This window comes from Nocardia pneumoniae NBRC 100136 (assembly GCF_000308755.1).
GTDB classification, from domain to species: domain Bacteria; phylum Actinomycetota; class Actinomycetes; order Mycobacteriales; family Mycobacteriaceae; genus Nocardia; species Nocardia pneumoniae.
Map to the genome: position 1 here is coordinate 41,474 of NZ_BAGF01000059.1, position 17,681 is coordinate 59,154.

Sequence of the window (17,681 nt, forward strand, 5' to 3'; positions counted from 1 at the left end):
GTCAGTCGCTCAGCTCCTCCAGCAGGCGCTTGGCCTCCTCGAGCTCCGCCTGCAACTGCTGCACCTTGGCCTCCTGCGCGCCACGCAACGCCTCCAGGATCCCGGCGACCACCTCGGCGACCTCCGGGTGCAGGATCTTGGCCGCCTGCGCGACCGCGGAACTGGCCACCGGAAGACCGCGCACCGTGCGCTTCTTGCCGCTCACCACGTCGACCGACCAGTCGCCGTCGGCGGTGCCGGTCAGCGTCACCGTGACCTCGGGGGCCTTCGACTTGCGGGCGGCGGCCTTCGCGGGCTTGGCCGCGTTCGCCGCCGGAACCTGCTTGGCCGCGCCTTGGCCCGCGCTGCCGGGTTCGCTCGCTCGAGGTGTGCTCTCCCGTGGTTTCGGGGTGGGGGCGCTCGCGGGGGGCGGCGCGGTGCTCGTCATGGTCGACGGCTGGGTCACAGCGGGTTCCTTCCTGGTTGTCGACTTCGGCTGGGCAGCGCTACCGGCCGCCCCTCGCGGCGGCTTGGTCAAGGTCACCTCGGTCGGCGAGAAGGACAGTACATCCTTCGACCCGGTCGGCCGGACCTGCAAGAAGTCTCCGTCGGCCGGGTCGCCGAGCGCGACCACCTTGCCCGAGCGCCCCTCCGGGACGCCGACCGCGGCCGAGGTGAACCACACCATCGGCGGGCGGCCACCGGCGATGTCCGTGGCGATCTGCTGAATCTCGCTGTCCGACAAAGGCTGCGGCTTGGTGCGTGGCGACGGCATGGTTACTCCGAGCGATGTTCGTGGTTGGCTGCGTGCACAGATGATGCCGCACCATGCCGACAGATTCGCGGGGCAGGCGTCGAATCGAGTCGGTCGCACCCAACTCCGCCCGGACAGCGAACTTCTGGCTACATCACGGTGGCCCACGGCGCGGCGTTCGGCGACCCGCTTTTGACACCCGCGTGGACGGCATGATCTGATTCCGGCGAATCCGTTTGCCAGCACCGGTAATCCGGCGGCGACCCGCAGCGGCCCGCCCCGAACCGGTAACTGGAACGAGGCGACCAGGGGGGCCAGATGACCCATGCGCGGCATTCGGCGGTGCTAGCCGCCGCACCACTACACACCGGGCCACTGTTCGGCGCGGTCACCGTCACCGTGCTCGCGGCGGGCGTGATCGTATTGGCGATGATCGCCGGGAACCGAACGCCGCAACCGTCTTTCGACACCGGACACCGCTATGGCACACCGAATGCGCGCGACATTCCGTTCCTGGTCGGCGCGGCGGCGGGTGTCGTGGCGCTGCTGGGCGGCATCGCCTGCCTGGTCCTCATCGCCCCGGCGGCAACCGACGACACCGCTGCGGAAGCGCCCGATCCGCTGGCCGCGACGCGTCCCGGCGACTGCGTGGCGATTCCCGCGCCGCATGCCTCCGGAGGCATCCCCGCCACCGTCGTCCCCGCACGGTGCGACACGCTGCCCGCCAACTTCCGCGTGCTCCAGACCGGATCGTGCACCGATCCGCGCGTCGACCGGGAGCATCGGCGAACCGATCGGGATGGGCGCGAGCAGGTCCACCTGTGTCTCACGCCCGATTGGCAAGCGGGCGTCTGCTATGACGTCGCCGACTGGCAGCTGCCCCGAAAGGTGGACTGCGCCAGGGTCGGCAAGAAGATCATCCGGATCACCGCCGTCCTGCCCCACGCCGCGGACGCAAGCGCCTGTCCGCGTGACGCCGACGGCGCGAACGCGGTCGGCCGGGCGAACTGGGGAATCACCCTGTGCATGCGCGGTTTCGACCGGCCCGACGAATAGGCCGCGATTCTGGATTCCCGAGTCAGCCCGGCGCGCGGAGGGCGGGAAACCAGATGTCGGTGAGCACCTCGGCGGCCTGCTCCGCCGAGACCTCGATGGTGCCCTGCATCGCCCACCGGGTGAAGAACCGTTCCAACTGCGCCACAAGCAGTTCCACCCGCAACCGCGCCTCGTCCCTGCGGTCGGCGGGCCAGGCGGCGAGGTAGGCGGTCATCGCGTTGGGCAGCGCCAGGATGCCGTTGCGGGCGATCTCGCGGAACTCCGGCTCCAGCGCGGTCGCCTCGTCCCAGGCGGGCAGCAGGTCCTTGTACTCGTGGAACCATTCGATCGCGCGCGTCACCCAACCGACGAATTCGGCGCGCGAACCGGTCTCCAGCACCCGGTCGAGATCCTGATAGAAGTGCAGGGCGCTGGGCGCGGTGCCCTGCTCGGCGATCGCCCGCAGGATCTCCAGTTTTCCCGCGAAATGCAGATAGAAGGTGGCGCGGCTGCAGCCGACCGCCGCCGCGATGTCGTCCACCCGCACGGCCGCGTAGCCGCGGGCGGCGAACAGCTCCTTGGCGGCCTCGATCAGCCTGGCCCTGGTCTGCTGCTTCTGCTCCTCGCGCAGGCTGGTGTTCGCGTTCGTTCGCATGGTGAACAGGTACCTCGCGTTCTGGAAAACATGGGCTGACGTGCGACTTCCGCTCAGCGAGTCTAGTCCGACCCGCCGCATCAGCACCTTCGCTAGACAGCGCGTCACTCACTAGACACCAAGTCTACCGAGTGTTACCTTGTTGCCTACGTCACTCCGGCGCCCGCCGACGCCGGACGGTTCGGCCCGGCGCCGCGCACGGTGCCGCCCAACACGAGGACAGCGAATGACGTCAACCGCACTGCCCCGGGTCTGCGTGATCGGCGCGGGACCGTCCGGGATCACCGCCGCCAAACGCCTGCGGGACCACGGCATCCCATTCGACTGCTTCGAGGCGTCCGACGAAGTCGGCGGCAACTGGTACTTCAAGAACCCCAACGGCATGTCGGCCTGCTACCAGAGCCTGCACATCGACACGTCCAAGTTCCGCTTGGCATTCGAGGACTACCCGGCGCCCGACGAGTGGCCGGACTTCCCGCATCATTCCCAGCTGTTCCAGTACTTCCGCGACTACGTCGACCATTTCGGCATTCGCGACCGAATCGTGTTCAACACCAAGGTCACCGGCGCGGAGCGCGGCGAGGACGGCCGCTGGCTGATCACCACGGCCGACGGACAAGCCAGAGACTACGACGCGTTGATCGTCTGCAACGGTCATCACTGGGACCCTCGAATCCCGGACTACCCCGGCGAATTCGATGGAACGCTCTTGCACAGCCACGCCTACAACGACCCGTTCGACCCCGTGGACATGCGCGGCAAGCGCGTCGTGGTGGTCGGTATGGGCAATTCCGGCCTGGACATCGCCTCCGAACTGTCCCAGCGCTTCCTGGCCGAAAAACTGTATGTCTCCGCCCGCCGCGGGGTCTGGGTGCTGCCGAAGTACGTCAACGGCAAAGTCGGCGACAAACGCTCGATGCCGCGGTGGATCCCGCCCGCGGTGGGGCTCAAACTCAAGCAGCGCTTCGTCCGGAAGTTCCGGGGCAACATGGAGGACTACGGTCTGCCCAAGCCCGACCATCTGCCGTTCGAGGCGCATCCGTCGGCCAGCGAGGAGTTCCTGCACCGCGCCGGGTGCGGCGACATCGTCTTCAAACCCGCGATCACCGCGCTGGAGGGGCCGCGGGCGCGCTTCGCCGACGGCAGCGCCGAGGAGGTGGACGTGATCGTCTGCGCCACTGGCTATCGCATCTCCTTCCCGTTCTTCTCCGATCCGGACTTGCTGCCCGACAGCGAGAACCGTTTCCCGCTGTTCAAGCAGATGATGAAGCCGGGCATCGACAATCTGTTCTTCCTCGGCCTGGCCCAGCCGCTACCGACGCTGGTGAACTTCGCCGAGCAGCAGAGCAAGTTCGTCGCCGCCTATCTCACCGGCCGCTACCACCCGCCGACGGCGGACGAGATGCGGGCGGCCATCCGCTCCGCGGAGTCGGCCAGGACCGGTCGCTACTACGACTCACCCCGGCACACCATCCAGATCGAGTTCGAACCGTATGTGCGGGATATGCAGCGGGAACTGGCGCGAGGCGCGAAAAGGGCCGCGGCCGCGGGCAATTCGCTGCCGGTTCCGGCCCGAGCGCCACAGCACGTGTGAGGCCGCGATGACCACTACGACAGGCACCACCGCCTCGGGGTTCTGCGCCGAGCGATTCGCACGGGTGCGCACGGAACTGGAGCACCGGCTCGGGTCCGGCGACGAACTCGGCGCGTCGATCTGCGTCACGGTCGACGGTGAACCCGTCGTCGACCTGTGGGGCGGCTACCGCGACCCCGAGCGCGGCACACCGTGGACCGGCGACACCCTGGTCAACGTCTTCTCCCTCACGAAGACCATGACCGCGCTGTGCGCACTGCTGCTGGTCGAGCGCGGCGAACTGGACGTGCATGCGAAGGTGGCCGAGTACTGGCCGGAGTTCGCGGCGAACGGCAAGGGCGCCATCGAGATTCGTCATCTGCTCGCCCACACCTCCGGTGTCTCGGGTTGGCAGCCGCCGATCGCGCTGACCGACATCTACGACGCGGAGGCGTCCGCCGCCCGGCTCGCCAGCCAGCCGCCGTGGTGGGAGCCGGGCACCGCGTCGGGGTACCACGCGCTGAACTACGGCCATCTGATCGGCGCGGTGATCCGCCGGGTCACCGGACGCTCGCTGGGCGAGTTCTTCGCCGACGAACTCGCCGGACCGCTGGGGGCCGACTTCCACATCGGCACCGCGCCCGAGCACCACGCGCGGATCGCCACCCTGATTCCCCCGGCGGTGCCGGAATTCGACCTGGCCGCGCTGGACCAGGACAGCGTCCTGGTCAAGACGCTCACCAGTCCGCTGCTCGACATCGCGGAGACGGCGAGCGCGGCGTGGCGGCAAGCCGAGATCGGCGCGGTGAACGGGCACGGCAACGCGCGCTCGGTGGCGCGCGTGCAATCGCTGGTCTCCTGCGGCGGCGAGCTCGACGGCCGGAGACTGTTGTCGGAGGAGACGATCGATCTGATCTTCCAGCAGCAGTCCGACGGGGTGGATCTCGCGCTGCTGGTGCCGCTGCGGTTCGGCATCGGCTACGGCCTGCCGCAACAGCAGACGGTCCCGGAAGTGCCCGACGGGCGAGTGTGCTGGTGGGCCGGGTACGGCGGCGCGATGGTGGTCAACGATCTGGACCACCGGCTCACCTTCGCCTACACGATGAACCGGATGGCCCCCGGCCTGATCGGCTCGGACCGCGCCGACACCTATCTACGGGCGACGTTCGAGGCGGTGCGCGGATGATGCGGGCACTACAGCTCACCGAGCCGGGTGTGCTGGAACTGCGTGAGGTACCGGTCCCGGAGATCGGTCCGGCGGATCTGCTGCTGCGCGTGGGCGCGGCGGGCATCTGCCATTCGGATCTGCACGTGCTGCACCTCCCGTTCCGGATGCGCGAGGAGCCGCTGACACTGGGCCACGAGATCGCGGGCACCATCGAGGCGATCGGCGGCGCGGTCGGCGGCCGCCGACCCTGCGAGCGCGGCGTGGTGTATCTGTGCTGGTCGTGCGGGGTATGCCGGGAGTGCGTCGGCGGCAACGAGAACGTCTGCCGTGCCGCGGGACGCACCGCGATGCCGCCCTGCCCCGGGCTCGGGCCGGACGGCGGCATGGCCGAGTTCATCCGCGTGCCCGCGAGTTCCTTCGTGCCGATCGGCGACCTGGATTTCCTCCAGGCCGCGCCGCTGGCCGACGCCGCCCTGTCGAGTTATCACGCCATCCGCGGCGCTCGCGAGCACCTCGGCCCGGGGTCGGTGGCGGTGGTCATCGGGGTCGGCGGGCTCGGTCACGTCGCGGTGCAGATCCTCGCCGCGACCACGGCGACCCGGGTGCTGGCCGTGGACGTGAACGCCGACAAGCTCGAACTCGCCGCGCGGTGCGGTGCGGCCGAGGGACTCACGGCGAGCGCCGACACCGCGCGCGAAATCCTCGACCGCACCGAAGGCCGCGGCGCGGACGCGGTGTTCGACTTCGTCGGCGTGGACGCGACCGCGCGGCTCGCGGTGGAGTCGGTGGCGCCCAACGGGGCCTACCGGATGATCGGCCTCGGCGGCGGCGCCCCGGAGATCACGGCGGCACCGGCAGGCGGGCCGGGCTGGCCGTGGGGCGCCTCGGTCCGAAAGTCCTACGGCGGCACCAAATCCGACTTGATCGATGCCGTGGCACTGGCCACCTCGGGCAAGCTACGGGTGGAGGTGGAGCGCTACGCCTTGGCCGAGGGCCGCGACGCCCTCGACCGGCTGGAGCGGGGCCTGGTCACCGGCCGAGCGGTCCTGGTCCCCGAGCCGTGACGAACCGATCCCGCGCAGTGACGAGGAAGTACCCGATATGACGAAGCCAGTCGATCCGCAGGCGTTCGCGGCGCGGGCCGCGGCCCAGCTCACCGGTCCCGGTGGCCGCTTCGAGATGGTGGTCGAAGACGTGCTCGGCGCGCCCATGCCGGTGATCCGGCACCGGAAGTCCTCGCTCGGCGCGGTGCTCGCCGCCTCGGTCGAGCACGGCGACCGGGACTACCTGGTGACCGCGGACCGCAGGATGTCCTTCACCGAGCACGCCGACGCCGTCGCCGCACTCGCCACGGCCCTGCGCGAGCGATACGGCGTCGGCAAGGGCGATCGCGTCGGCATTCTCGCGGCTAACACGCCCGAGTGGGTGGTCGCGTTCTGGGCCGCGCAGGCGCTCGGCGCGATCGCGGTGGGCTACAACGCGTGGTGGGCGCCCCGCGAGATCGCCTACGGCGTTCAGCACACCAGCCCCACCGTGCTCGTCGTCGACGCGAAGCGCGCGGCGCTGGTGGCGGAGCTGGACATCCGGGTCCCGGTGCTCACCATGGAGCACGACGTGCCCGCGCTGCTGGCCGAGTTCCGGTCCGACGCCCTGCCGCACGCGGAGGTCGACGAGGACGACCCCGCGGTGATCCTCTACACCAGCGGCACGAGCGGGCGACCCAAGGGCGCGGTGCACTCGCATCGGAACCTGGTGGCGGTCATCGACTATCACGTCTTCAACGACGCGCTCGCCGCCGCGTTGACCGGAGCCACCGAGCTGCCCACCGGGCGGCGCTACCTGCTCACCTCGCCGCTGTTCCACATCGCCAGCCTGCACAACTTGGTGGTGCCCCGGCTGGTCACCGGGGACGCGGCCGTCATCCACCAGGGGTCGTTCGACGCCGACCGGGTGCTGCGCCTGATCGAGGCCGAACGGATCACCAATTGGGGCGCGATGCCGACCATGGCCACCAGGATGCTCGAACTCGACCTCGCCGACTACGACCTGTCCTCGCTGACGGCGTTGTCGCTGAACTCGGCGCCGTCCTCGGCCGCACTGCAACAGAGACTGCGTGATCAGCTGCCCGTGGCGCGTAACGCCCTGGTGACCAGTTACGGGCTCACCGAGTGCAGCACCGCCGCGACGCTGGCCGGTCCGGCCGAGCTGGCCGCGTTCCCCGACACCGTGGGACGCCCGGTCCTCGGCGTCGCGCTGGAGATTCGCGACAGCTCGGGCAACCCCGTTCCCGACGGCACCGAAGGCGAGATCTGCGTGCGCAGCCCGTATGTGATGCTCGGTTACTGGCAGGACGAGGCGGCGACCGCCGCGGCGATCACGGCGGACCGCTGGCTGCGCACCGGGGACATCGGCGTCCTGGAAGACGGCAGGCTGCGCCTGTCCGGACGCCGTTCGGATCTCATCCTGCGCGGCGGGGAGAACGTCTATCCCACCGAGATCGAGCAGTGCCTCGAGCAACATCCCGCGGTGCGCGAGTGCGCGGTCGTCGGCGTGCCGGACGCCGACCTCGGACAGCAGGTCGCCGCCCTGGTCGTGGTCGAAAGCGACAGCGCGACAACCGAAGACGAGCTGCGCGCGTTCACCGCCGAACGGCTCGCCTACTACAAGGTGCCCGCGCGCTGGCGGCTCACCACGACCGCGCTCCCCCGCAACGCGACCGGCAAAGTGGTGCGCTCTGGTCTCACCGTGTGAAATCCCCGGTGCGAAACAAGCGCCCGCACCGGCGCGTGCAGGCCAGCGTCCGGTGTGCCCTGAGCGCCCGCTCGGCCGGGTACGGCCACGTAAAATCGCGACAGACCCGGCGATTCGCTCGCCGGGCCGCTCGCAGGGAGTCAGCGTGGACGTTTTCGAGCATCGAGGCAGGGCCGTGGTCTTCGACCGCGCTGGCGGCGGCTCTCCTATCGTGTTCCTGCACAATGCCGGTGCGCAACGCCGCATCTGGGACGACCAGGTCGCGGCGCTGCGACGCGAGCACGAGGTGTTCGCGCTCGACCTTCCCGGATACGGGCGATCCGAGCAGCCCGCGGCAGGCTATCGGCTCATCGACTATGTGGACATGCTCGCGGCGTTCCTGACCGCTCACCGGCTCACCGACGTGGTGCTGATCGCCAATTGCCTCGGCAGCGCCACCTCGCTGCGCTACACCGTGGACCATCCGGCCGGGGTGCGCGCCCTCGTCCTGATCAATCCGCTGACCTGGGACACCGTCAGTTCGGGACAGTCGGCGGGGCTGGCCTGGGTGGACGCGCGGGTGCCGCTGGCTCCGGTGGCTCGCCGGATCGGCCTGCCCGAATGGGCGGTCTCGCTGATCGTCGCGAATCAGCTCGGCCCGCGTGGCCGCGGCCGGAAACTCCAGTACGAGCCGCGAGTGCGGGCGCACTGGTCCGATCGAGGCAGGCTGACCGCGTTGCACGGCTTGGTCCAGGACTTCCCGGCCTACCGCGCGTTGGACTCCTTCGATCCGCCCGTCGGCTTCCCGCCGATCTGCACGATCTGGGGTCGGCGCAATCGCATCCTCTCGGCCGAGGCGGGCAAGCGCCTCGACCGCGCGCTGCGCCCGCACACCGCGGTGGAGCTGCCCGACTGCGGTCACCTTCCCATGGTGGAAGACCCGGATCGGGTCACCGGCATCATCAGCGGTTTTCTCGCGGCGACCGGCACGACGGCCGTCCGGGAGGAAGCGAACCGCTGAGCCGCGCTCAGAGCGGAGCCGCGGTCGGGCACAGCTCGGCGAAACCCGTGGAGCGCACGCCGCAACCGGTGCATTCGAAAGTCATGCCGAGGTCGAGCATCCAGTTGATGCGGGCATGACAGGTCTCGCAGAGGAAGTCGACGCCCGCGGTGTGGCAGCAGGACCGTTTACGGATCAACCATTCCGCGCGATGACGACACCGCGCGCCGTCGAAGCGGAACGTGCACATCGGCGCGGCGGGCAGCCCAGCGACGATGGCTTCGAAAGTCGTTGTAGAGGCAGCTGTTCGCACAGCGGATACCTTCCGGCAGAGCAAGTGGAATGCGGAAGAACCGGCCCGGTCCAGGCACGGCCCCCGTCTCGATAATCGGCCGCCGTGGAGTTGCTGTTATCCGGGTGAGGCGGCGTTCACAGGGTGGCGGCCGGGCGTGTTTGGTCACCCGACGCGCGGGAATGCGGTCGGTAACGGCATCGAGAGAAGGGGATTTGTCATGTTGTTGCGCCGACTCGCCCGGCCTCTATTGGCCACCGCGTTCGTCGTCGATGGAGTCGATACGCTGCGGCGCCCGGACGAGCGGGTCAAGGCCGCGAACCAACTGGTGGAACGGGGGCGGCGGCAGCTTCCCGACGAGATTGCTGGAAAATTGCCTTCTGATCCGGCAACCGTAGTGCAGATCAACGCGTTCGCCCAGGTGGGCGGCGGCGTGCTGCTGGCGCTCGGGAAGGCGCCGCGCCTGGCCGCCTTGGTACTGGCCGCGACCGTCGTGCCCGCGACCATCACCGAGCAGGATTTCTGGAACGAGCAGGATCCCGCGCGCAAGTCGGCGAAGCGTACCGCGTTCCTGAAGGATCTCGGGCTGCTCGGCGGCCTGATGATCGCCGCGGCCGACACCGAGGGCAAACCGTCCCTGGGCTGGCGCGGACGCCGGGCCGCCCGCGACGCGGCCGCCACGGTATCGGCCGCGCTTCCGTTCGGGGCGACCTCGAACGGCACGACCGGAGCCGCATTGCGCAAGACGGCGCATGAGGCCGCGGAACGGGCGCGAGTGCTCGGGACCGTCGCCGCGAGCAAAAGCGCCGAGCTGGCCGAGACAGCACAGCGGCACGGGCCCGAGTGGGCGGAGGCCGCCAAGGAACACGGCAGCGATCTCGCCGAATCCGCGAAGCTGCACGGCGCCGAATGGGCGGAGATCGCCCGAGAGAGGGGAGCCGACTGGGCCGAACTCGCCAAAGAATACGGCGCGGACTGGGCCGAGCTCGCCAAAGAGCGCGGCGCGGACTGGGCGGAAGTCGCCAAAGAGCGCAGCGCCGACTGGGCCGAACTCGCCAAGAAACGCGGAGGTCACCTCGCCGAACTGGCCAAGCAGCGCAGCGCGGAGTGGGCCGAGCTCGCCAAGGAACGTGGAGCCGAGCTGGCCGAGCTCGCCAAGCACCGCGGGCCCGAGATCGCGGAGGGCGCCAGGGAACGCGGGGCGCACACCGCCCACCTGGCACGGGAGCGTGGAGCCCGCGCCGCGCACGCCGCACGCGAGAAGCTCGAAGCACAACGCCGCTGACGCCGCACCTTGACGGCCGCGCCGGGCCTCGTACGGCCCGGCGCGGACTTTGGGCTCCCTCCGTCCGTGCCGGTTCTGCGGCTGCGTCGGCCTTCGCAGACTCCCCGCGACGACGGCTGGTCGCACTCTCGCACGGGCGGGCGCTGGGCGGCTCCTCGCCGACGGCACTCTCGCGGCTGCCTCAGCTGCGTCGGCCTACCTCTCCCGCCGAAGACGCCCATCAGGCGGTTTCGTCGTAGCCGGGCGCGATATCGGCCAGCGCGGCGTCCAGCGAACCGACGCGATGGAATCCCGCGGCGAGGCCGGTGATCTCGATGGCCCGGTCCACCGAGCGCACCTCGGTGATCAGGACGATGCGGCGACGTGCTCGCGCGGCTTCGGCTTGCGCCTCGACCAGGACGGTCAGGCCCGCCGCCGCGAGGAACGTGACCGGCGACAGGTCGAGCACGAGGGTCCTTGTGCGGCAGAGTGATCCGCGGGTCAGCTCGGCGCGCAGCCGGGGCGCGGTCGCGAGATCGATCTCCCCGACCACCATCAGCAGCGTCACGTCGCGGCGCGGGCGGCACACCGAAAACCGAAGCGGGTCAGTCCGTTCGATGTGACGGGACATGCACTGACTCCTGGCCGGACGCTGGGCACTGCACAGACCATGTGTTTCCAGTGAAGCACTGCGCGATGGGTCTGTACAGGCACGCCGCGGATGGACGCGGCGGCGCGGGTCATGACGTGTTCGCACTGCCTCCGCACGAAATCGTCACCGCTTCACCATTGAAGTGGCGGCCGTGCTCGGAGACCAGCAGCAGCACGGCCTCGGCCACTTCGGCGGGCTGGATCAGATCCGCGTTCGGCGGGCCGGATTCGATGATCGCCATCCAGTCCTCCTTGGTGGGGTTCTCCTTGTCCGGCACCATGAGCCGCCAGGTGGCGGGGTTCTGGATCATGTCGGTGTCCACGCCGGAGGGCAGCAGCGCGTTCACCGTGATGCCGTAGGAGGCCACCTCCAGCGACAGCGATTTCACCAGGCCGAGCACGCCCCACTTGGTGGCCGCGTAGTGCCCGGCGTTGCGCACGCCCATCTTGGCCACGATGGAAGAGGTGGCGATGACGCGGCCCCAGCGGCGCTCGATCATGTGCGGCACCACCGCTCGGAAGCTGTGGAATACCCCGGTCAGGTTGGTGTCGATCATGTCCCGCCACATCTGCTCGTCCATCTCGGCGATGGGCGAGTTGGACGCGATGCCCGCGTTGGCGATCAAAATGTCGATGCGATCGAATTCCTCGATTGCGCGCTCGGCCACCGAGCACATCTGCTCGAGGCTGCGGACGTCGGCCCGCACGGCGATACAGCGGCGGCCGGTCCGCGCGACCAGCTCCGCGGTCTCGGCGAGATCGTCTGGGGTGCTCAGCGCGTAGGGCAGGCCGGGCACCGGTGCGGCGATATCGCACACCACGATGTCGGCACCCGCGCCGGCGAGCGCCAGCGCATGCGCGCGGCCTTGTCCGCGGGCGCCCCCGGTGATCACCGCCACCCTGCCGTCGAGATTCCCCATGTCGGGCCCCTCATCAGTCGATGCCTGCTTCGGCCGCCACCCATCGTGTCACGCGCGGGCGCGGGCGGCGGCCGATTTTCGGTCTGCGCCGCGGCGATCGAGCCGGGGACGCGTCTGCGGTTCCCCTTCGCACCTCGACATCGCTCTCGGGCGGACACCAGCACCGGCGGTACGCGGAAAATCGCGGCTCCGATACCGGCGAATTCCCACGAATGGGTACCTGAAACGGGATGCGCCGTCCACCATCGGTCCGGGCCCGATCACCGGACCGCACGGCATCGGCAGGGGCGGTGCGTCGAAATCCATAGGCGCAGTGGAACAATGCGTATCGTCCCCACTCCGGAGCGGGCACGGCCAGGGCACGGGTGAACCGACCCGACTGCGGCGGGGACAGCACGTGCAACCCCTCCGACCCGGCCCAGTGACGAGGTGAGTGCGAGTACGCTGCGCCCCGGGACGACCGTGCCTGGCGTGTCGTTCCGGGGCGCGGTCCAGCGCATCCACCATGGTTCCTGGAGCTCGATGACCGATTGTGAGTACCTTGGCGTGAATCTCGACCGACAGCTCGGCGTCACATCGCCCGAGCACGACTTCCCGACCGAGCACGATTGCGCGGTGGCCGACCGGATCGCCAGCCAGCGGCTACGCAGGCTGATCCATACGGCTGTCGGCCTTTCCGACGACTCCATCGATTTGCTGACCACCATGACCGGGCGCCTGCGCGCCGCCGAGGGCATGCTCCCGCGCGACCCGCTCGAGGACTGAGGAGGACCCGGCCGCCGATGTCGGTTGCCAAAGCGGCAACTATATTTGCCGCTTATCGGCCATCCGGTGGATCGTGGGTTCCATGAAATCCACACACCACCATGCGGACGGCCCGACACCGACGACGGTCGAGTACTGGGAGACCTTCTACTCCGAGCGCGAGCGGGTCTGGTCGGGACGGCCGAACGTCCTGCTCGTGCGGGAGATCGAAGCGATCGCACCGGGTTCGGCGCTGGATCTGGGTTGCGCCGAGGGCGCCGACGCGATCTGGCTGGCCGAGCGGGGCTGGCAAGTCACCGCCGTCGACGTCTCGGAGACCGCGCTCGGCCGCGCGCGGGCCGAGGCGCGGCGGCAAGGGTTGTCGGATCGGATCGATTGGCAGCGGCACGATCTCGCGGAGAGCTTCCCGCCCGGGCGCTTCGATCTCGTCACGGCGCAGTACCTCCACTCACCAGCCGCTCGGGACGGTGAACGGACGAGCATTCTGCGCCGCGCGGCCGATGCGGTGGCGCCGGGCGGGCTGCTGTTGATCGTCGGGCACGCGGATTGGCCGAGTTGGGTGGTGGAGCCGCCCTTCGACGTGGCCTTTCCGACCACCGCCGAGGTGCGCGCCGGACTGGCGTTGGACCCCGCCGAATGGCAGGTGGAGGTCGAGGAAGTCGTCGAGCGGGAACAAGCCGGGCCGGAGGGACAACCGGGCACCAGAAAAGACAACATCCTGCGAATTCGCCGTCGCTGACGGTTCCGCAAATCGCACGCGAATCTCCTTGCGGCAGAGGGAAATTCAACGAATGACCGCGCCGAATTAACTCCGATATAACCCAGTTTTCATCGCTTCGATACGGGTCTCTCGATATCGTTGACCATACCTACAGCGCGGTGGGAATTGAGAATCTCACGTCGGTCGGGGGGAATGTCGCCCGTAGGAGAGCTCCCGATGAAGTATCCAGTGTGCGCTCGCGTGTTAGGTCCATTGACGCTCGCTCTCAACAATCACAACGCAACGCCGACCGCGCAGAAGCAGCGGCAGTTGCTGGCTTTACTCCTGGTCAGGCATGACACCGTTGTCCCGGTGACCACGCTGATCGAAGAATTATGGAACGACGATCCGCCGCGCAGCGCGGTCACGGTCGTGCAGACCTATGTGCTGGGAATTCGGAAGAAGATGGCCGAACAGCTCGGTATAGGACAGGCGGAGGTGGCCGAACGTTTTCTCCGTACCCGCAGCAAGGGCTATTCGTTCGATGTGAAGGATTGCGTTTTCGATCTGCGCGACTATCAGTCCATGTCCGCGGCGGCCCGGTGTGCCGCCAAGACCGGCGACGACCAGCGCGCGGTGGATCTGTTCAGCGCGGCGGAGGCGCTGTGGAGCGGTCCGGCGCTGGTCGACGTGGAGGGCGGCATCCCGCTCGCCGCGGAGATATCGCACCTGGACCACCTGCGCCTGGCCAACATCGAGCTGCGGGTGGAGGCGGAGCTGCGCCTGGGCAGGCACCGCGAGGTGTGCCCCGACCTGGCGCGGCTGACCATGCAGCACCCGCTGCACGAGCGGTTGCAGGCCTACTACATGTTCGCCCTGTGCCGGTCCGGCCAGCGCGCCCGCGCCTTGGCCTCCTACCAGCAGTTCAGCCGGTCGATGCAGCGGGAGCTGGGCCTCGACCCGTGCCAGAAGCTGCAGAAGCTGCACCGGGACATCCTGGCCGCCTCCGACGTCTCGGTGAGCGCGATGCTGAACAGCCGCCACGCCGGCTACCTGATCGGGTGGCACTCCCCCGAGTTCAGCACCGCCTCCGCCGAGACCGCCTGACCGCGGCAGTCTCCCGGGGCACCGCCGCCCCACCTCACCTCCGCCCGAGCAGCTCGTCCACCAGCCCGGTCGTGTGCGTCGCCGCGCGCATGGCCGGGTGGTCGAGCACCTCACGCAGAAAGTCCCGCGTCGTCGCCACGCGGGCGCCGGAGATCCGGAACTCCTCCAGCGCCCGCCGCATCCGCGCGAGCGCCCGGTCGCGATCCGGCGCCCAGACCACCAGTTTGGCAAGCAGCGAATCGTAATGCGGCGGTATCGGATAACCGGCGTGCGCGTGGGTGTCGACACGGACGAAAGGACCGCCGGGCGGAGTGAATTCGGCCAGCACTCCCGGAGCGGGAGCGAATTCGGAGGAGGGATCTTCGGCATTTATCCGGCACTCAATTGCCGCACCGCGCAGGACCATATCCGCCTGAGTGATGCCGAGCGGTTGCCCGGACGCGATTCGGATCTGTTCGGCGATCAAATCGATGCCCGTCACCATTTCGGTGACCGGATGTTCGACCTGAATTCGGCAGTTCACCTCCATAAAATAGTAATTACCGTCCCGATCGACCAGAAATTCCACGGTTCCGGCACCGACATAGCCCGCCTCGAGCACACCGTCTACCGCGGATTTGCCCATCCGCTCGGCAAGGCCGTCCGGCAGCAGCGGCGCCGGGGATTCCTCGATCAATTTCTGATGCCTGCGCTGCACCGAGCAGTCCCGCTCGCCGAGGTGTATTCCGTTGCCGTGGCCGTCGCACAGCACCTGGATCTCGACGTGCCTGGCCGCGGCGAGGTACTTCTCCAGGTACACCCGGCTGTCGCCGAACAGCATCCGCGCGGTCGCCCTGGTCTCCTGGTAGGCCCGCGGGAACGCGGCGCTGTCGTGCACCACCTGCATGCCCCGCCCGCCGCCGCCCGCGGCGGCCTTGATGATCACCGGGTATCCGATCGAGTCCGCCAGCGCGTGCGCCTCGTCGAGTTCGAGCGGATCGAGGCTGCCGGGCAGCAGCGGCAGTCCCGCCTTCGCCATCAGCGTGCGTGCGGACTGCTTGTCACCGAGTTCGGCCATCACGTCGGCGGGCGGGCCGATCAGCGTGACACCCGCCGCGCGGCAGGCGTCCGCGAAATCCGGTGACTCGGAAAGGAATCCATAACCGGGATGGATCGCGTCCGCCCCGGTGAGCTCGGCGGCGGCCAACACGGCCGCGGCGTTCAGGTAGCTGCGTTTGGCCGCGGGCGGACCGATCTGCACCGCCTCGTCGGCGAATCGCACCACCGCCGAGTCGGCGTCGGCGACCGAGTGCACCGCGACGGTGCGCACACCCAGTTCACGGCACGTGCGCGCGACACGCAGCGCGATCTCGCCGCGATTGGCGATCAGAATCTTCTCGAACATGGTCCGGCCTCCTATGCCACCGAGCGGACCAGCACCTGCGGCCGCGCACCGAACCGCCGGAACCGGGCGCGCCGCTCGTCGGCCAGCTCCACGCCGCTGCGTCCGACCAGCTCGCCGAGCGTCGCGGCCAGTGCGCGATACAGCTGGTCGGCCGCGGCCACGGGGGCGGTACCGACGTCGTCACCCGGCTCCGGCAGCACACCGTCGACCACACCGAGCCGCAGGAGATCCCGTGCGGTCAGCGCGAGCGCCGCGGCCGCCTTCGGCGCCGCGGCCGGATCGTTCCAAACGATCGCCGCGCAACCCTCGGGACTGATCACCGAGTAGGTCCCGTTCGCGAACATCAGCACCCGGTTGGCGACGCCGAGCGCCAGCGCTCCCCCGCTGCCGCCTTCGCCGATGACCACGCTGATCACCGGAACCCGCAGCGCGGACATCAGCCGGATGTTCTCCGCGATGACGATCGCCTGCCCCTGCTCCTCGGCGGTCGCGCCGGGATAGGCGCCGGGCGTGTCGATCAGGGTGATGACGGGCAGCCCGAGCTTCTCGGCCAACCGCATCAGCCGCGCGGCCTTGCGATACCCCGCGGGTGTCGGCATGCCGAAGTTGCGTTCCATCAGCTCTTTCGGCTCGTGCCCCTTCTGGTGCCCGATGACGATCACCGGTTGCGTGCCCAGCCAGGCCGTTCCGCCGACCACCGCGGGGCAGTCGCCCGAGATCCGGTCGCCGCGCAGCTCACGGAACTCGTCGAAGGCCAGCGCGAAGTAGTCCAGCGCGGTCGGCCGCTGCGGGTCGCGCGCCCGGCGAACCTGGGTCCAGGGATCGTTCTCGGCGAGGCGGTCCGGATCGGTGATGACGCCCGCGTCCGCGGCGACGAAGCTCTCGGTCGGATCCACCGGCGCCGCGACCCGCAGCAGACCGCCGAGCGCTTGGCGCAGGCCAGCGCGCGGCACGATCATGTCGATGAGCCCGCGTTCCAGCAGGAATTCGGCGGTCTGGAACTTCGGCGGCAACTCCTGGCGAATGGTCTGCTCGATCACCCGCCGCCCGGCGAAGCCAAGGCGCGCGCCCGGCTCGGCGATGAGCACGTCGGTGAGGGTGGCGAAGGACGCCGCCACGCCGCCGTAGGTCGGGTCGGTGACCAGGGTGACGGTCAGGATGCCCGCGCGGTCCAGCTGTTCCAGCGCCGCGCTGGTCTTGGCCATCTGCATCAGCGACAGTGGGCCCTCCTGCATCCGCGCGCCGCCCGAGGCCGTGACGATGAGCAGCGGAATACGCTGGGCCAGAGCCGTTTCCGCTGCGGCGGTGATCATCTCGCCGACCGCGGTGCCCAGGCTGCCGCCGAGGAAACGGAAATCCATCGCGGCGATCACCACCGGCTGACCTTCGATCGTCGCCCGCGCGCACAGGACCGCGTCGTGCATGCCGGTGCGGGCGCGCGCGGCGGCCAGCCGCTCGCGGTAGGGCTTGGTGTCGGTGAAGCTCAGCGGGTCGTCGTCGGTCGCGGTGCCGGGCAGCGGCTCGAACCGGCCCTCGTCGGCGAGTTGGGTGACGCGCTGCTCGGCGGTGATCGGCGTGTGCCTGCCGCATTCGCCGCAGACACCGAGGTCGCGGGCGAATCGCTTGCCGTACAGCGGGATCAGGCAGGCCGGGCAGAGGACCCAGTCCGCGGCGCCGTCGATGCCGTGTGCTGACTTCATCACG

At 69.4% G+C, this 17,681-nt stretch carries 17 protein-coding genes; 10 read left to right on the forward strand and 7 right to left on the reverse strand.

All coding sequences use genetic code 11. The annotated features are described in order from the left end of the window. Position 1 precedes the first annotated feature (1 nt). Positions 2-754, reverse strand: a complete 753-nt coding sequence (locus ON34_RS19815) for a DUF6319 family protein (RefSeq protein ID WP_040781352.1) — start codon at positions 752-754, stop codon at positions 2-4. A gap of 297 nt (positions 755-1,051) precedes the next feature. Here ON34_RS19815 and ON34_RS19820 point away from each other — a divergent pair, with 297 nt between their 5' ends. Next, positions 1,052-1,789, forward strand: a complete 738-nt coding sequence (locus ON34_RS19820) for a hypothetical protein (protein ID WP_040781364.1) — start codon at positions 1,052-1,054, stop codon at positions 1,787-1,789. Between the two features lie 22 nt (positions 1,790-1,811). Here ON34_RS19820 and ON34_RS19825 read toward each other — a convergent pair whose 3' ends face one another. Then, the gene (locus tag ON34_RS19825) at positions 1,812-2,423 is read right to left on the reverse strand and encodes a TetR/AcrR family transcriptional regulator (protein ID WP_040781520.1); all 612 of its coding nucleotides are present in this window, start codon (positions 2,421-2,423) and stop codon (positions 1,812-1,814) included. A 226-nt stretch (positions 2,424-2,649) separates the two neighbouring features. Between ON34_RS19825 and ON34_RS19830 the strand changes: the two genes are divergently transcribed. From ON34_RS19830 to ON34_RS19850, 5 genes are all read left to right on the forward strand, one after another. Continuing rightward, positions 2,650-4,017: a flavin-containing monooxygenase gene (locus ON34_RS19830; protein WP_040781367.1), complete on the forward strand. Its 1,368-nt coding sequence runs from the start codon at positions 2,650-2,652 to the stop codon at positions 4,015-4,017. 7 nt (positions 4,018-4,024) lie between these two features. Then, positions 4,025-5,182, forward strand: coding sequence for an EstA family serine hydrolase (locus ON34_RS19835; protein WP_040781368.1), 1,158 nt, complete (start codon positions 4,025-4,027; stop codon positions 5,180-5,182). Then, the gene (locus ON34_RS19840) at positions 5,182-6,228 is read left to right on the forward strand and encodes an NAD(P)-dependent alcohol dehydrogenase (RefSeq protein ID WP_040781371.1); all 1,047 of its coding nucleotides are present in this window, start codon (positions 5,182-5,184) and stop codon (positions 6,226-6,228) included. The genes ON34_RS19835 and ON34_RS19840 overlap by 1 nt, the downstream gene beginning before the upstream one ends. A 37-nt stretch (positions 6,229-6,265) precedes the next feature. Next, entirely contained in the window at positions 6,266-7,915 is a 1,650-nt protein-coding gene (gene casG, locus ON34_RS19845) for a steroid-24-oyl-CoA synthetase (protein WP_040781373.1), read from the forward strand. Between the two features lie 145 nt (positions 7,916-8,060). After that, entirely contained in the window at positions 8,061-8,915 is an 855-nt protein-coding gene (locus ON34_RS19850; protein WP_157172345.1) for an alpha/beta fold hydrolase, read from the forward strand. Between the two features lie 7 nt (positions 8,916-8,922). Here ON34_RS19850 and ON34_RS33675 read toward each other — a convergent pair whose 3' ends face one another. Beyond that, a complete protein-coding gene (locus ON34_RS33675; RefSeq protein WP_157172346.1) occupies positions 8,923-9,207 on the reverse strand; it encodes a hypothetical protein in 285 nt (94 codons plus the stop codon). Between the two features lie 199 nt (positions 9,208-9,406). On the opposite strand from ON34_RS33675, the gene ON34_RS19855 reads away from it, so the two are divergent. Continuing rightward, positions 9,407-10,471, forward strand: coding sequence for a DoxX family protein (locus ON34_RS19855; protein WP_040781376.1), 1,065 nt, complete (start codon positions 9,407-9,409; stop codon positions 10,469-10,471). A gap of 220 nt (positions 10,472-10,691) precedes the next feature. Here the strand turns inward: ON34_RS19855 and ON34_RS19860 are convergent, their stop codons facing one another. Together ON34_RS19860 and ON34_RS19865 are read right to left on the reverse strand one after the other, a co-directional pair. Beyond that, positions 10,692-11,081 carry an STAS domain-containing protein gene (locus ON34_RS19860; protein ID WP_083889570.1) on the reverse strand — a complete coding sequence of 130 codons (390 nt, stop codon included), beginning with the start codon at positions 11,079-11,081 and terminating at the stop codon, positions 10,692-10,694. Between the two features lie 109 nt (positions 11,082-11,190). Next, positions 11,191-12,021: a mycofactocin-coupled SDR family oxidoreductase gene (locus ON34_RS19865; protein WP_040781379.1), complete on the reverse strand. Its 831-nt coding sequence runs from the start codon at positions 12,019-12,021 to the stop codon at positions 11,191-11,193. Positions 12,022-12,543: 522 nt separating this feature from the next. On the opposite strand from ON34_RS19865, the gene ON34_RS19870 reads away from it, so the two are divergent. The 3 genes from ON34_RS19870 to ON34_RS19880 all read left to right on the forward strand — a co-directional run bounded on the left by ON34_RS19870 (position 12,544) and on the right by ON34_RS19880 (position 14,593). Further along, complete coding sequence (locus tag ON34_RS19870; RefSeq protein ID WP_157172347.1) at positions 12,544-12,786, forward strand: hypothetical protein; 243 nt, start codon at positions 12,544-12,546, stop codon at positions 12,784-12,786. Positions 12,787-12,868: 82 nt separating this feature from the next. Then, positions 12,869-13,525, forward strand: a complete 657-nt coding sequence (locus ON34_RS19875; RefSeq protein ID WP_040781384.1) for a class I SAM-dependent methyltransferase — start codon at positions 12,869-12,871, stop codon at positions 13,523-13,525. Positions 13,526-13,723: 198 nt separating this feature from the next. Beyond that, positions 13,724-14,593, forward strand: a complete 870-nt coding sequence (locus ON34_RS19880) for an AfsR/SARP family transcriptional regulator (RefSeq protein WP_169333885.1) — start codon at positions 13,724-13,726, stop codon at positions 14,591-14,593. A gap of 34 nt (positions 14,594-14,627) precedes the next feature. Here the strand turns inward: ON34_RS19880 and ON34_RS19885 are convergent, their stop codons facing one another. Then, complete coding sequence (locus tag ON34_RS19885) at positions 14,628-15,977, reverse strand: acetyl-CoA carboxylase biotin carboxylase subunit (RefSeq protein ID WP_040781387.1); 1,350 nt, start codon at positions 15,975-15,977, stop codon at positions 14,628-14,630. Positions 15,978-15,988: 11 nt separating this feature from the next. Further along, positions 15,989-17,677 carry an acetyl-CoA carboxylase carboxyl transferase subunit gene (locus ON34_RS19890; RefSeq protein WP_040781390.1) on the reverse strand — a complete coding sequence of 563 codons (1,689 nt, stop codon included), beginning with the start codon at positions 17,675-17,677 and terminating at the stop codon, positions 15,989-15,991. Positions 17,678-17,681: the final 4 nt, after the last annotated feature.

Excerpts from the sequence above, each read along its gene's own strand:
- ON34_RS19835 (WP_040781368.1), top strand. The coding sequence starts at position 4,025 with ATGACCACTACGACAGGCACCACCGCCTCGGGGTTCTGCGCCGAGCGA.
- ON34_RS19820 (WP_040781364.1), top strand. The coding sequence starts at position 1,052 with ATGACCCATGCGCGGCATTCGGCGGTGCTAGCCGCCGCACCACTACAC.
- ON34_RS19840 (WP_040781371.1), top strand. The coding sequence starts at position 5,182 with ATGCGGGCACTACAGCTCACCGAGCCGGGTGTGCTGGAACTGCGTGAG.
- ON34_RS19890 (WP_040781390.1), bottom strand. The coding sequence starts at position 17,677 with ATGAAGTCAGCACACGGCATCGACGGCGCCGCGGACTGGGTCCTCTGC.
- ON34_RS19855 (WP_040781376.1), top strand. The coding sequence starts at position 9,407 with ATGTTGTTGCGCCGACTCGCCCGGCCTCTATTGGCCACCGCGTTCGTC.
- ON34_RS19870 (WP_157172347.1), top strand. The coding sequence starts at position 12,544 with ATGACCGATTGTGAGTACCTTGGCGTGAATCTCGACCGACAGCTCGGC.
- ON34_RS19875 (WP_040781384.1), top strand. The coding sequence starts at position 12,869 with ATGAAATCCACACACCACCATGCGGACGGCCCGACACCGACGACGGTC.
- ON34_RS19885 (WP_040781387.1), bottom strand. The coding sequence starts at position 15,977 with ATGTTCGAGAAGATTCTGATCGCCAATCGCGGCGAGATCGCGCTGCGT.
- ON34_RS19815 (WP_040781352.1), bottom strand. The coding sequence starts at position 754 with ATGCCGTCGCCACGCACCAAGCCGCAGCCTTTGTCGGACAGCGAGATT.
- ON34_RS19825 (WP_040781520.1), bottom strand. The coding sequence starts at position 2,423 with ATGCGAACGAACGCGAACACCAGCCTGCGCGAGGAGCAGAAGCAGCAG.
- ON34_RS19880 (WP_169333885.1), top strand. The coding sequence starts at position 13,724 with ATGAAGTATCCAGTGTGCGCTCGCGTGTTAGGTCCATTGACGCTCGCT.
- casG (WP_040781373.1), top strand. The coding sequence starts at position 6,266 with ATGACGAAGCCAGTCGATCCGCAGGCGTTCGCGGCGCGGGCCGCGGCC.
- ON34_RS19830 (WP_040781367.1), top strand. The coding sequence starts at position 2,650 with ATGACGTCAACCGCACTGCCCCGGGTCTGCGTGATCGGCGCGGGACCG.
- ON34_RS19860 (WP_083889570.1), bottom strand. The coding sequence starts at position 11,081 with ATGTCCCGTCACATCGAACGGACTGACCCGCTTCGGTTTTCGGTGTGC.
- ON34_RS19865 (WP_040781379.1), bottom strand. The coding sequence starts at position 12,021 with ATGGGGAATCTCGACGGCAGGGTGGCGGTGATCACCGGGGGCGCCCGC.